The 13,353-nt window shown below is 70.5% G+C and carries 13 protein-coding genes; 8 read left to right on the top strand and 5 right to left on the bottom strand.

Annotated elements, in window-relative coordinates:
• On the top strand, positions 1-2,350 hold a 2,350-nt coding region (locus GZ67_RS20700), incomplete at its 5' end, for a glycosyl transferase (protein WP_197024966.1).
• Positions 2,347-3,729 carry a DUF5719 family protein gene (locus GZ67_RS0101485; protein WP_029261980.1) on the top strand — a complete coding sequence of 461 codons (1,383 nt, stop codon included), beginning with the start codon at positions 2,347-2,349 and terminating at the stop codon, positions 3,727-3,729. The genes GZ67_RS20700 and GZ67_RS0101485, both read left to right, overlap by 4 nt.
• A gap of 30 nt (positions 3,730-3,759) precedes the next feature.
• Here GZ67_RS0101485 and GZ67_RS0101490 read toward each other — a convergent pair whose 3' ends face one another.
• Positions 3,760-4,188, bottom strand: a complete 429-nt coding sequence (locus GZ67_RS0101490) for a hypothetical protein (RefSeq protein WP_231481666.1) — start codon at positions 4,186-4,188, stop codon at positions 3,760-3,762.
• A 77-nt stretch (positions 4,189-4,265) separates the two neighbouring features.
• Here GZ67_RS0101490 and GZ67_RS0101495 point away from each other — a divergent pair, with 77 nt between their 5' ends.
• The 5 genes from GZ67_RS0101495 (at position 4,266) to ahcY (ending at position 8,999) form a co-directional block, all read left to right on the top strand.
• Entirely contained in the window at positions 4,266-4,472 is a 207-nt protein-coding gene (locus tag GZ67_RS0101495; protein WP_029261978.1) for a DUF3499 family protein, read from the top strand.
• Positions 4,473-4,573: 101 nt separating this feature from the next.
• A complete protein-coding gene (locus tag GZ67_RS0101500; RefSeq protein ID WP_029261977.1) occupies positions 4,574-5,500 on the top strand; it encodes an efflux RND transporter periplasmic adaptor subunit in 927 nt (308 codons plus the stop codon).
• Positions 5,497-6,300: an ABC transporter ATP-binding protein gene (locus GZ67_RS0101505; RefSeq protein ID WP_081859840.1), complete on the top strand. Its 804-nt coding sequence runs from the start codon at positions 5,497-5,499 to the stop codon at positions 6,298-6,300. Before GZ67_RS0101500 ends, GZ67_RS0101505 begins: the two co-directional genes overlap by 4 nt.
• Positions 6,297-7,511 (top strand): ABC transporter permease, encoded by a 1,215-nt coding sequence (locus tag GZ67_RS0101510; protein WP_029261975.1) that lies wholly within the window; start codon positions 6,297-6,299, stop codon positions 7,509-7,511. Before GZ67_RS0101505 ends, GZ67_RS0101510 begins: the two co-directional genes overlap by 4 nt.
• 42 nt (positions 7,512-7,553) lie before the next feature.
• Complete coding sequence (ahcY, locus tag GZ67_RS0101515; protein ID WP_029261974.1) at positions 7,554-8,999, top strand: adenosylhomocysteinase; 1,446 nt, start codon at positions 7,554-7,556, stop codon at positions 8,997-8,999.
• A gap of 34 nt (positions 9,000-9,033) precedes the next feature.
• On the opposite strand, the gene GZ67_RS0101520 is transcribed toward ahcY, so the two are convergent.
• The gene (locus GZ67_RS0101520; protein ID WP_029261973.1) at positions 9,034-9,843 is read right to left on the bottom strand and encodes an RDD family protein; all 810 of its coding nucleotides are present in this window, start codon (positions 9,841-9,843) and stop codon (positions 9,034-9,036) included.
• A 16-nt stretch (positions 9,844-9,859) separates the two neighbouring features.
• Here GZ67_RS0101520 and GZ67_RS0101525 point away from each other — a divergent pair, with 16 nt between their 5' ends.
• Positions 9,860-10,852: a stage II sporulation protein M gene (locus GZ67_RS0101525; protein WP_029261972.1), complete on the top strand. Its 993-nt coding sequence runs from the start codon at positions 9,860-9,862 to the stop codon at positions 10,850-10,852.
• 27 nt (positions 10,853-10,879) lie between these two features.
• On the opposite strand, the gene GZ67_RS0101530 is transcribed toward GZ67_RS0101525, so the two are convergent.
• The 3 genes from GZ67_RS0101530 to GZ67_RS20705 form a co-directional block, all read right to left on the bottom strand.
• Positions 10,880-12,187 (bottom strand): DUF58 domain-containing protein, encoded by a 1,308-nt coding sequence (locus GZ67_RS0101530; protein ID WP_029261971.1) that lies wholly within the window; start codon positions 12,185-12,187, stop codon positions 10,880-10,882.
• Positions 12,188-13,111 (bottom strand): AAA family ATPase, encoded by a 924-nt coding sequence (locus GZ67_RS0101535; protein WP_231481667.1) that lies wholly within the window; start codon positions 13,109-13,111, stop codon positions 12,188-12,190. It lies immediately after the preceding gene.
• Between the two features lie 44 nt (positions 13,112-13,155).
• Positions 13,156-13,353 (bottom strand): hypothetical protein (locus GZ67_RS20705; protein ID WP_029273733.1); only part of this gene is annotated, 198 nt, incomplete at its 5' end.

Consider the following 13,353-nt stretch of genomic DNA (forward strand, 5'->3'; position numbering starts at 1 on the left):
CGGCCGATCCCGTCGCGCCTACGTCACCCGGCTGGCGCAGTTGCACCGGCGACTCGCATACGCCCCGGCGGGCGCGGTGCCGCTGCACTGGCTCAGTCTGCTCCCGCTCGCGCTGTGGCGCTCCATCACGCATCTCGTCGGCAAGCGGCCGGAAGCGGTGCTCCCCGAGTGGGGGGCGGCCCTCACCGCGATGCTGCGCGTCGGTGCGGTCGCGCGGTCCCGCTCGCGCATCCGCGCCTTCCGCTCTTCCACCTGGGCGAGCATCGCGCCGTTGCGGGTGACGTCGTCCGATCTGCGCCGGCGTCTCGATGACGGGCATGGCAGTGAAGGCGGTGCCGTCAGCGAACTCCGTTTCTTCTCCGGCGGCGGTGCCTGGGCCGTGCTCGCGGCGCTCGTCGTGAGCATCGCCTCCTTCACGACCCTGCTCGCGTGGCCGGCCCTCGGCGGCGGCGCGCTCCTGCCGCTGCGTCAGACCGTCTCGGCGCTCTGGAGCGATGCGGCGTGGGGCGCTCGCGGCACGGGGATCGGCCTCGTCGGCCCGGCAGACCCGTTCGCCGCGGTCGTGGCTGTGCTCGGCTCTCTGTGGCCGGCCGGACCGTCGTTCGTGATGGTGCTGCTGTGGATTCTCGCGCTTCCGCTCGCCGTCCTCGGAGGCTGGTTCGCTGCGACGCGAGTGACCGACCGGTCGGGGCTTCGTATCTTCGCCGGTGTCGCGTGGGCGCTGGCGCCCACCTTCCTCACTGCGCTCGTCGACGGCCGCCCGAGCGCCGTGCTGGTGCACCTCCTGCTGCCATGGCTCTTCCATTCCGCCGTGGTGGCGCACCGCTCCTGGGGTGCGGCCGGAAGCGCCTCCCTCCTGCTCGCCGCCGTGATCGCCTGCGCTCCGTCGTTGGCGCCCGCACTCGCGCTGCTGTGGGTCGTGGCGGTGGGTATCGTGCTCGGCACCGCGCAGTTCCGTGGGGCCGGACGTCTGCTGTGGCTCCTCGTGCCGACGGCCGCACTGTTCGCTCCACTCGTCTTCTGGCAGCTCGCACACGGGACGCCGTTGGCGATCCTGGGCGATCCCGGACTGGTGTGGGCGGGACCACAGGCGTCCGCCGACGCCGCGGGTCGGCTGGCGCTCGCCACCGGATTCCCCACCATGGACCTCGCGGGGTGGTCGTGGTTCGTTCCCGCGCCGATCGCTGCGTGGGCTCCGGTGCTGTGTGCGCCGATGGCTCTGCTCGCCCTCGGCGCGGCCGTCGCCCCCCGGTGGCGCGCGGGCATCACACTGCTCGTCGTCGCTCTGGCAGGCCTCGCGACGGCGTTCCTCGCCGTCGGCATCACGGTGAGCTTCGCGCAGGGCACCGGAGTGGCGATCTGGCCCGGCGCAGGGCTCAGCCTGGCCTGGGTCGGGGTCGTGGGGGCCGCGCTCGTCACGCTGGACACCGCCATCACGCTTCCGAGGCTGCGGGTCCTCTCCGCCGTCGTCGCAGCGGTGGCGCTCGGAATCTGTGCCGTACCGGCGCTCAGCGCCCTCCACCTGGGTCGGTCGGTCCTCACGAACGGCCCCGAATCGACGCTGCCCGCCTACGTCGCCGCCCAAGCCGCAGGGGACCGTCCTCTCGCGACGCTCGTGATGACTCCGCAGAACGACGGAGGACTCGCGGTCGAGGTGGTCTGGGGGGCGAGCGAGACGCTCGGATCCCAGACCACGATGGTCTCGACCGCCGTCGAGCCGCAGGGGGACGACATCGCGACGCTCGCCGTCGATCTCCTCTCCGCCCGCGACTTCGATGCTCCGGGCGAGCTGGCTGCGAAGGGGATCAGCTACGTGCTGCTCTCGGAGCTGTCCGGGAGCGAAGGAGACAAGGCTCGCGCTCTGCGCACCGCGGCCGTCGCCTCGATCGATCAGCGTGCCGGCCTGGTTCATGCAGGCGAGAGCGATCGCGGAGTGCTCTGGCGTCTGGAGGCCGAGATCGCTGCGCCACCGACACTGACTCCCGCTCAGGAGGGAACCGCTCGCCTCGTGTTGACGATCCAGCTGCTGGCCGTCCTCGTGGCGCTGCTGCTGTCGATCCCGACCAGGGCTTCGCGTCGCGCGGCGCGAGCGCAATCCCGCATCGTCGGCCGCGCGCCGGATGAGCCGATGATCCTGCCTCGGCACGCGGAGGACCAGGTCTCGCTCGAGGAGCAGACGCCGGTCGGAGCGATCGAGGAGCCGCAGGACGAGGCCGCGCTGAACGACGAGGCGCTGGTTCCGATCGCCGAGCCCGATCCCATTGCCGAGGAGCCTTCGGAATCCGTCGACGCGGAATCCGACGGGGGCGACGACGAGAGAGCCGAGACGACAGGGGAGGGGGACCGATGAGTGGTTCGCGTGCATTCAAGGTCGCCGCGACGGGTGCTCGCCTCGCCACCGGAGTCGCCGTCATCGCCGCCTGCGTCGTCGGGATCGTCGCCGCGGTCCACGCACCGTGGCCGGTCATCCGGCATGATGCCGCTCGCGTCGACGTCACGCCGCTCCCCGGAGACAGCGTCCTGGTGTGCAACGGCGACCTGCGCGCGCTCGGACGGGACGCCATGGATCCGCTGGCGCTGAGCTCTGCGGGGTCGCCGACCCTCACGGCTGGCGGAACGTCGGGCGATCCGTCCTCGGCGGGTCTGACGGTGCAGGATCTTCCCGACGCGGGCGAGGTGCGCGTTCTCACGGGCGCTGTGGAAGGACGCTCAGCACCGTTGATCGCCGCCGCGGAGTCGATCACTCTCGCCACGGACGACCTCTCCGGATTCGCGGCCGCCGCCTGTGGAGTTCCCCGACTGAGTTCCTGGCTCGTCGGCGGGAGCACCGCCACCGGCACCGAGGACATCGTCACCCTGACCAATGCCGCGGAGGTCCCCTCGACCGTGACGCTGTCGGTCTACGGCGAGACCAGAAGCGCACGCACGGTCATCGTGCCCGCGCGCACGCAGACCGCGCTGCCGCTCACGTCGATCGCCGCCGGCGACACCGCGCCCGTCGTCCGCGTCGATGCGACCGGGGCTCCGGTCCGTGCGGTGCTGCAGTCGTCGCTCACCCAGGTGCTCGACCCCGCCGGCATGGACCTGCAGGACGCGGTGCCCGGCGCGCAGCAGAAGTTGGTGCTCACCGGAGTGGAGGTGTTCGCCTCTGACGGGGACGACGACGAGATGGCGGTTCTGCGCCTGCTCTCGCCCGGTGCGGACGCACGTGTTCAGGTCCGGGTCGTCGCGGAGGGCGCCGGTTCTGCAGCGGACGAGTTCACGGTTCCGCTCGAACCCGATCTCCCCGCTCAGGTCTCGCTGAGCGGTCTCGAACCCGGCCGCTACACCGTCGAGGTCGATTCGGAGGAACCGGTCGTGGCCGCGCTGCGCCAGCAGGACGGCTTCGGCCGTGATGCCGACTTCGCGTGGGTCACCCCGGCACCGGAGGTCGACGGCGAGGTGGTGTTCGCGGTGCCGTCGGGTCCGCCGGGACGACTCCAGCTGGCGAACTCGTCGGATGAGGACGCCACGGTGACGATCGAGCCGCTCGACGGCGGAGCATCCCAGGAAGTCCTGATCGCCGCAGGCGCGACGGCCGGGATCGATGTCGAGCCCGGTGCGACCTATCGGATGCAGTCGACGGGCCCGGTGCACGCCGCGGTCGCGCTCACCGCTCCGGGCGCGCTCGCCGTGCTGCCGGTGCAGCCGAGTGCCGGTGTCGAGAAGGCGATCGCGGTCTACCCCTGATCAGTTCCCGGGGGTGAAGACCCCGCGAGCTCAGTGCTCGTGGCCGAGGTCCCACGGCTCACGGCCGACGTACTCCGCGGCGGCCCGGAACACGGCGCTCTCGATCGCCATCCGGCGGTGCGGAGCGTCGTCGTGCCCCGGGGGCAGGAGCCGCTCGATGGGCAGCCGGAACAGCACGATGCGCCGATTCTCCCGATCGAGGTACCAGCGCGGTACCGCATCGGCCGCGTCGAATGCGGGGATCGCCCCGATCTCGAACCTGACGTCCTGCAGCTCTGGCCACGTCCCGCGTAGGAACTCGACGGCAGTGCCCACGGTCAGGTCGAAGCGATCGAGACGGCCGTCGAGCGGCGCGAGCGGCGGGCGCACGACTTCGCTGCGACCGAGACGCCCGTGGCGGCCGTGCCGCGCGCCGCGCCGTGGTGCGGCGGGGGCGTGAGCGGTGCGGCGACGGGGCATGTCGAAAGTCTAGGCCGTGCCGACGTGTGCGGCGCGGCATCCCCGGCTCGGATGCGCACGACCGTACGCTGGCGGAGATGGATGGACGACTGTGCTCGAAGGTCGGCTGCGCGCGAGAAGCCGTGGCCACCCTCACCTACGACTATGGGGACAAGATGGCGGCGCTCGGTCCGCTCGGCGCCGCGAACGACCCGCAGGCGCATGATCTGTGCTCCCCGCACGCCGATCGGCTCTCGGTGCCCGCGGGCTGGCTCGTCGTGCGGCACGAGGCGCTTCGGGCCTGACGAAGGCCCCCGACACGCGGTCACCTTTGCTATACCCGGAAATCATTTTTTGGGTACGCTGACTCCAGGCGTGCCAGGGCGGCGCTGCCGGAAAGGCACTCGTGATCGTCTGGCGTCGCTGGATCTTCCCCCTGCTTCTCGTCGTGGTCATCGGCGCGTGCGCCGCAGCACTCGTCAAGATCGCTTTCTTCCCTGACCGAGCCGAGAGCATGGTCAGCCCGGAAGCGACGATCACCGACCCGATCGTGGCGGTGGAGCGCGGATCCGTCGTGAATGCGCTGAGCCTGACCGGCAACGTCGCGCGCGATGAGATCTTCGCGGTTCGCAGCGAAATCGACGGCACGGTCACCGCCGTCCACGTGAGTGAGGGCGCCGCGGTGTCGGCCGGCCAGAAGCTGTTCACCATCCGTCAGGAAGATCCCCGCAAGGACATCGATGTGCTCGCGCCCGAGGCCGGCGACGTGTCCGAGATCGCGCTCGTGAAGGGGCAGCCGACCTCGGTGGGCACCGAGATCTTCAGTCTCACCCCCGCGCGGTACCACCTCCTCGCGACCGTCGACCCTGTGCAGCTGTACCGCCTCGTCAACGCGCCGACCGAGGGCACGGTCACCATCACGGGTGGTCCGGCACCGTTCGCCTGCACCGGCGTCCGTGTGCAGGTGACGGCAGAGGGCACCGCGAGCGTGCGCTGCGCCATCCCCGCCGGCCAGACCGTGTTCGCCGGACTCCCCGCGACGATGGACCTGGCCCTCGGCCAGGTCGAGGACGCGCTCGTGATCCCGGTCACCGCCGTCCAGGGCGGCGCGGGCTCCGGGAACGTGTGGGTCGATGCGGCCGACGGGGCAGAACCCGAGGAGCGCGCGGTGAAGCTCGGTGTGAACGACGGGACGATCGTCGAGGTCACCGAGGGTCTGGAGGAGGGCGAGAGCATCCGTCAGTTCGTGCCGGGCTTCGTCGCTCCGGTCGAGGAGTTCTGCTACGAGGTCTCGCCGGGCGTGGAGCAGTGCGACAGCGGGATGAGCTGGTGAGTCTGGTCGCTCTGGAGGACGTCACCAAGAGCGTCCTCCTGGCAGACGATTCGCGGCTCGAGATCCTCCGCGGCATCACGCTCGAGGTCGGTGCCGGTGACCATGTGTCGATCGTCGGCCGCTCCGGCTCCGGCAAGTCGACGCTGCTCAACATCCTCGGGATGCTGGACTCGCCGACGTCGGGCTCGGTGTCGTTCGAGGGGCGGGAGGTTCGTCGCATGCGGTCGGGGCGTCTGGACCGGCTGCGCGGCGACAATGTCGGCTTCGTCTTCCAGCAGTTCAACCTGCTGCCGGGGCGCACCGCACTCGACAACGTGATGATGCCCCTCGGCCACGCGAAGGGGAAGGTGTTCTGGAACCGTCGGCAGATCGCCGCGGACATGCTCGAGCGGGTGGGACTCGGGCACAGGGTCGGGCAGATCGCCGACAAGCTCTCCGGCGGTGAGCAGCAGCGGGTCGCGATCGCCAGGGCACTGGTGCGCAGGCCCGTGTTGATCCTCGCGGACGAGCCGACGGGCGCGCTCGACATCGACACCGGCGCATCCGTCATGTCGCTCCTCGACGAGGTCGCCACGGAGACGGACGCCGCGCTGGTCACCATCACGCACGACCTCCACGTCGCGGCCCGCGCGCGCCGGCACTACCGCCTGGATGCCGGACGCCTGGAGACCGCGGACCTCAGTCGCGCGTTCGAAGCCTCGACCCTCGCGGCTTCCGTGCCCTCCGCTCCGGCACCGCCCGTGACCGTGGCGCCGGCGCCGCCCGTGGCAGCGGCGCCCGCATCCGAGGTCGTGTCGTGACCGGCTTCCTCGGCGCGCTCTCCGATGCGTGGGCCGAGATCCGGGTGCACAAGCTCCGTGTGCTGCTCAGTCTGATCGGCATCGCTGTATCCGTCGGAGCGCTCACCGCGGTCGTGGCGATCTCGGAGTATCAGCGCCAGTTCCAGGCGGAGCAGTCCGACCGCTGGGGAGGGCGCGCGGCCACCATCGTCGTCGCCGCGAGCACTGCCGACGGCACCCCCGTGGACGCCGATGACTTCGACGCCCGCTTCAGCCGTGTCTCGGAGCGATTCGGTTTCAGCCATACGGCGCGCATCGCGCAGGGGGTGATGCTGGACGCGCAGCTGCCAGAGGGCGTCACTCCGGTACCCGCCCGCATCATGGACCCCGCCTACTCCCAGATCCACCGCGAGCAGCTTCTCGAGGGGCGCTGGTTCCTCGACTCCGATCTGGAGGCCATGGCCCCGCCGGTGGTCATCACGGAGGCGCTGTGGGAGCGTCTGGGACGCGTGCCCCTGACGCAGCATCCGACCGTCGTGTTCGATGGTCCGGCCGGGGGCACCTATCAGGTGATCGGCATCGTCCCGCGGCAGGGCTTCGGCGACGAGGAACTGCGGGTCGACCTGCTCTACGATGCGTATCGCTCTCGCGTGGACGCCCTGCCGCCGGATGCGACGACCCAGTACGAGGTCTGGGTGGGCGCTCAGCAGGCTGACCAGATCGGACCGGTGCTGGCGATGGATCTGCGCGCAGGGCTGCCGGAGGGGCAGACGATCTCGGTGAGCCGCACCGACTGGGCGGCTCAATCGGGCGCCATGGATGCGCAGGCCACGTTCGAGATGATCACGGGCGGAATCGCCGCCCTGATCCTCGCGCTCGGGGCCCTGAGCCTGATCAACATCCAGCTGGTCGCCATGCGTCAGCGCGTGCGTGAGATCGGGGTCCGACGTGCTTTCGGCGCCAGTTCGGGGCGGGTGTTCTTCGCCGTGTTCCTGGAGAGTCTCGTCGCCACGACGGTCGCCGGAGTGATCGGGATCGCGATCGTCGTCGCGGTGCTGCGCTCGGACTGGATAGTCACCTCGATGTTCTACGGCATCCAGGACGTGCCGCCGTTCCCGATGCGGGCTGCACTCATCGGACTCGTCGCCTCGGTGATCGTCGGCGCGGTGTCGGGTTTCATCCCCGCTCTCGTCGCGCTGCGGGTGAAGGTGATCGACGCGATCCGCTTCTGACGCACACACCGGGCGGGCGGCGTCGGGTGGAAGAATGTGAGGATGCCTGAGCTCGAGTACCGCGTCGCCGACCTGTCCCTCGCCGAAGCCGGCCGTCACCAGCTGCGCCTCGCCGAGAACGAGATGCCGGGATTGATGTCCCTCCGGGAGGAGTTCGGTGCGGCGCAGCCGCTGAAGGGCGCCAGGATCGCCGGCTCGCTGCACATGACCGTGCAGACGGCGGTGCTCATCGAGACGCTCGTGGCGCTCGGCGCGGAGGTGCGGTGGGCGAGCTGCAACATCTTCTCCACTCAGGACGAAGCGGCCGCCGCCGTCGTGGTCGGCCCGGGCGGTACGGTCGACGCCCCGGCGGGCGTGCCGGTCTTCGCCTGGAAGGGGGAGACGCTCGAGGAGTACTGGGCGTGCACCGAGCGCATCTTCGCCTGGTCGTCGACGGGATTCGACGGTCCGAACCTCATCCTCGACGACGGCGGCGACGCCACGCTGCTCGTGCACAAGGGCGTCGAGTTCGAGAAGGCGGGCGCGGTCCCGGCGACGACGGACTCCGACTCGCACGAGTACTCGGTCATCCTCGATCTGCTGCGCAGGTCGCTCGCGTCGTCGACCGATCGCTGGACGAAGGTCGCGGCGGGGCTCATCGGGGTGACGGAGGAGACCACCACCGGCGTGCATCGTCTCTATGAGCTCGCCGCATCCGGGGAGCTGCTCTTCCCGGCCATCAACGTCAACGACTCGGTGACCAAGAGCAAGTTCGACAACAAGTACGGTATCCGTCACTCGCTCCCGGATGGGCTGAACCGCGCGACCGACGTGCTCATGGGTGGCAAGGTCGCCTTCGTGTGCGGGTACGGCGACGTGGGCAAGGGCGCAGCCGAGGCGCTCCGCGGACAGGGCGCCAGGGTGATCGTCAGCGAGGTCGACCCGATCTGCGCGCTGCAGGCGGCGATGGACGGTTTCCAGGTGGCACGCCTGATCGACGTCGCCGGCGAGGTCGACATCGTGGTGACCGGCACCGGCAATCGCGATGTCGTCACGACCGAGCACCTCCAGGCGCTGAAGCACCTCGCGATCGTCGCGAACGTCGGCCACTTCGACAACGAGATCGACATGGCGGGCCTCGAAGCCATCGAGGGCGTCGAGAAGATCGAGATCAAGCCGCAGGTGCACGAGTGGCGTCTGCCGAGCGGACGCAGCGTCCTGGTGCTCAGCGAGGGGCGACTGATGAACCTCGGCAACGCCACGGGGCATCCGTCGTTCGTCATGAGCGCCTCATTCACCAACCAGGTGCTCGCCCAGCTGGAGCTCTACACGAACATCGCCGCCTACCCCACGGGCGTGTACGTCCTGCCGAAGGCGCTCGACGAGAAGGTCGCACGCCTCCACCTCGACGCACTGGGAGTGCAGCTCACGACTCTCAGCGACGAGCAGGCGGCGTACATCGGCGTTCCGGTGGACGGACCGTACAAGCTCGAGCACTACCGCTACTGATCGATCGCGCGACCGAGGGTCGCGCTGCGACGGATCAGACCCCGACGCGTCGGCCGGTGAGCCGCTCGGCTCGACGGTCGGCGTTCTCCAGCGCGCGGCGCTCGCGCTCCCGCCGCAGCACCGTGATGCCGACGAGCACCTGTTCCGGTGGCGCGCTCGGCATCGGGGAGACGAAGGGTGTGGCCTCGGCGAGCAGGTCGTGCGCCACCCGCGCTCGAGCGGCGGGGACCATCCGCGGCGCGCTCACGAGGAACTGCGAGATCCGGCGCGCGAGCCGGTCGGGCATGCGCGCCACATCGGCGATCTGCGCCCAGCCGGCGAGGGCAGGGGGCAGCACCGGCACGTGAGTGGGGAGTGCCGGCGTGCGGACGCGCTGGCTGTAGGTGCCGGCGACCAGGTCGCCCAGACGCTGCGATCGCGCCGTGAAGGCACCCGTGAGCACCGCGATGCCGCCGAAGGTCATGTAGATCTCCAGGACACCGAGGAGCGCCCTGATGAACGCGTGCCGGAACCCGGCGGCGCCGCCGTCCACGCGGACGATCCGCCCTCCGACGGCGAGCTTGCCGAGGCTGCGGCCCTTCAGGGTGACCTCCATCGTGATGGGAAGCACCACGAAGCTCACGACGATCGCCGCGACCGTGGCGATGCGGTCGGTGGCATCGCTGAGCACCCCGGCATCGAGCAGCCAGATGCGCAGGAAGAGCCAGAGGATGAACACCGCATATCCGAGGAGCATGTCGATCGCGGCACCCAGCGCGCGGAGCAGGAAGCCGACCGGCTGCACGTCGATCGCGACGGCCTCGCCGGAGAGCACCTCGTCGGAGACGTCGATCGGGACGGACATGAGTACAGTAAATCAGGTGGATGCCGATGCGCTGACCGATGCTCGCCGTGCGGAATGGGAACGGCTCGAGGAACTCAGCCGCGCCCGGCTCGACGGCGCCGGGGTGGACGAACTGATCGTGCGGTACCGCGCCGCCTCTGCAGATCTCGCCGAGCTGAAGACGTCGGTCGGCGACTCTCCGCAGGGTGCCTACCTCTCCACGATCCTGGTCCGCGCCCGGCTGCGCCTCACCGGAGCATCCGACAGCATCCTGACCCAGACCGCGCGGTTCTTCCGTCTGCAGCTTCCGGCCGCCCTGTACCGCTTGCGGTGGACGACACTGGTCATCGCGGTCGCCTTCATCGCCGTCGCGGTCGGCACAGCGGCGTGGATCGCGAGCGACCCTGCCCTCATCGCGACACTCGGCCCGCCCGACCTGCTCGAACAGTACGCCGACGAGAGTTTCACCGGTTACTACACCGAGAACCCCGCTGCCGAGTTCATGGGCATGGTCTGGACCAACAATGCCTGGATCGCCATGCAGTGCGTGCTCTTCGGCGTCACGGGGATCTGGCCGGTGTACATGCTCGTGCAGAACGCCATGGGCCTCGGTACGTCGGGCGCGGTGATGGCTGCGCACGACAAGGCCGATCTGATGGTGCTCTACATCCTTCCGCACGGCATGCTCGAGATGACCTGCATCTTCGTCGCAGCGGCCGCCGGTCTGCACGTGTTCTGGGCCTGGGTGGCTCCGGGGCACCGTACCCGTGGGGAAGCGCTGGCCGAAGAGGGGCGCTCACTCGCGACGGTCGCTCTCGGCCTCGTGTTCGCCCTGTTCCTCGCCGGACTCGTCGAGGGTTTCGTCACCGGTTGGGGGCTGCCGTGGCCGGTGAAGATCGGCATCGGCGCTGCCGCCCTGGCCGTGTTCCTCATCTACATGCTCGTCGTCGGCGGCCGCGCGCATCGACGGGGCGAGACGGGCGACCTCGTCGAGTACGAAGCCGGGACGCCGCGCCTCATCGCCGGCTGACCGCGGACGGGTCGAGGACAGCAGTCGTCAGAGCCGGCCCGCCGCCTTCAGCTCCAGGTAGCGGTCGGCGATGCGGGGCGGAAGCTGTTCCGGGTCGGCGGCGATCGCCTCGCCACCGGCTCTGCGGATCGCATCCGCGACGTTCTCGGCGTCACGAAGCGTCCGCTCCGCCGCGGCAGCGAGATAGACCTCTTCGCGGGAACCGCGTTCGCGCGCCAGCGCAGCGATGCCGTCATCGGTGACCGATCCGACGAGCACGGTGGTCGCACGTGACGCGTTCGGGAAGGCGCCGAGGAACCCTCGAGCGGATTCTGCCGCGTCCTGCGCGGTCAGCACGACGATCAGAGAAGGCCGCGTGGTGAGCGTGCGCACGGCGGCGAAGGCACCGTGCCAGTCCGTGTCCACCAGGCGCGCGTCCACGGGCGCCATGGCGTCGCTCATCGCCGGCAGGAGTGCCGCGCCGTCCACGCCGGTGACCCGGCCGCGCACCACGCGGTCGTACATCAGCAGATGCACGTGGTCACCCGCGCGAGCGGCGAGTGCAGCCAGCAGCAGCGCCGCTTCGAGAGCGGCGTCGACGCGGGTGCCGTCGCCGACGCGTGCGGCCGCCGTCCGACCGGTGTCGATGATGATGACGACATGCCGGTCGCGTTCGGGGCGCCAGGTGCGCAGCATCGTGGTGCCGGCGCGGGCGGTCGCGCGCCAGTCGATCGAACGCACGTCGTCGCCCCGGACGTACTCGCGCAACGAGTCGAATTCGGTTCCCTGGCCGCGGACCTGGATGCTCGTGTTGCCGTCCAGCTCGCGCAGTCGCGCCAGGCGCGAGGGCAGGTGCTTTCGCGAGGTGAAGGCGGGAAGCACCCGGATCGCGCCGCGGACCGGATGCCGTGCCTGCCGACCGGCGAGGCCGAGGGGCCCGCGGGAGCGGATCATCACGAACTCGCTCACCAGTTCGCCGCGTCGGCGGGGGGTGAGGGGGATGGCGACGCGGCCTCGCTCGCCCGGGGCGACCTGCAGCTGCTGTCTCTCTGCAGGAGCACCGGCCGTGGGCTGCCAGGCGTCGCGGAGCACCGCGTGCAGCGCCCTGGTGCCGTGGTTGTGCACGGCGACACTCACCGGGACCTGTTCGCCGAGTCGGGCGCGCTTCGGAACCCGGCGGCTCACCGTCACCGATCGGGCGCTGGCAGCGAGGGCGATGTCCACGACGACCAGCAGCAGGCACAGGCCGATCCAGGCGCCCAGCACCGCGTACGCCGGGTAGCCCGCGAGCCCGGCGAGGACCAGCGGGACGACGCCGACGGCGAGAGCGACGGCGAGACGACCGGTGATGAACACCTAGATCGGCACCCTGGTCTGCTGCACCACCGAGGTGAGCACCGCGTCTGCGGAGACGCCCTCCATCTGGGCGTCGGGCCGCAGCTGGAGCCGGTGCCGCCATACGGGCACCAGCATCGTCTGCACATGATCGGGGGTCACCGCGGTGGAGGCGTTCAACCACGCCCAGGCCTTGGCCGCGGCGAGGAGGCCGGTCGACGCACGCGGGCTGGCACCGAGTTCCACGGAGGGGGACTGCCTCGTCGCTCGCGCCAGATCGACGACGTAGCCGAGCACGTCGTCGGTGACGTCCACCGAGGCGGCTGCCTGCTGCGCCGCGCGGATCTCGTCCGCAGAGACCACGGCCTCGACGCCGGTCAGCTCGCGCGGGGAGAAGCCCTCGGCGTGCCGGCGGAGCACCGACACCTCGGCATCGCGTTCCGGCATACCGACGACGAGCTTCATCAGGAAGCGATCCAACTGCGCTTCCGGCAGCGAGTACGTGCCCTCGTGTTCGATCGGGTTCTGCGTCGCGGCGACGAGGAAGGGGTCGGGCAGCGAGCGGCTGACGCCGTCGGCCGAAACCTGGCGCTCCTCCATGGCTTCGAGGAGGGCGGCCTGCGTCTTCGGCGGCGTCCGGTTGATCTCGTCCGCGAGCAGGATGTTCGTGAAGACCGGGCCGGCACGGAAGTCGAACTCACCCGTGCGTGCGTCGTACACGAGGGAACCCGTGACGTCGCCCGGCATCAGGTCCGGCGTGAACTGCACGCGTTTCGTGTCGAGGCCGAGGGCGCGGGCGAACGAGCGGACCACCAACGTCTTGGCGACGCCGGGCACTCCTTCCAGGAGCACATGGCCGCGTGCGAGCAGCGAGACGAGGAGGCCGGTGACGGTGCCGGCCTGGCCGATGACCGCCTTGTCGACCTCGGTGCGCACCCGGTGCATGGCCTGACGAAGCGCGGCGTCGTCGGTGGAGTGGTTCTCAACGGTCACGTGGTTCCCTCGGCTTCTGTGGGATGGATGGTCGGTCGGCGGGTGCTGGTCTCCACGGCCGCCTCGAGCTCGTCGAGACGCCGAGCGAAGTCGACCAGGGCGGCGTCGTCGGTGGGAAGAGGTCCCGCCAGCAGCGTCTGCAGTGTTCCCCGAGGGATCCGGAGCCGGTCGGACGCGGCGTCGGCGACCTCGTC

Origin of the sequence: Microbacterium sp. Cr-K20, from assembly GCF_000708325.1 — a bacterium.
Lineage (GTDB): Bacteria > Actinomycetota > Actinomycetes > Actinomycetales > Microbacteriaceae > Microbacterium.

Coding starts and splice junctions, on each gene's coding strand:
- GZ67_RS0101520 (WP_029261973.1), bottom strand. CDS start 9,843: ATGTCCGTCCCGATCGACGTCTCCGACGAGGTGCTCTCCGGCGAGGCC.
- GZ67_RS0101485 (WP_029261980.1), top strand. CDS start 2,347: ATGAGTGGTTCGCGTGCATTCAAGGTCGCCGCGACGGGTGCTCGCCTC.
- GZ67_RS0101495 (WP_029261978.1), top strand. CDS start 4,266: ATGGATGGACGACTGTGCTCGAAGGTCGGCTGCGCGCGAGAAGCCGTG.
- GZ67_RS0101535 (WP_231481667.1), bottom strand. CDS start 13,111: ATGCACCGGGTGCGCACCGAGGTCGACAAGGCGGTCATCGGCCAGGCC.
- ahcY (WP_029261974.1), top strand. CDS start 7,554: ATGCCTGAGCTCGAGTACCGCGTCGCCGACCTGTCCCTCGCCGAAGCC.
- GZ67_RS0101490 (WP_231481666.1), bottom strand. CDS start 4,188: ATGCCCCGTCGCCGCACCGCTCACGCCCCCGCCGCACCACGGCGCGGC.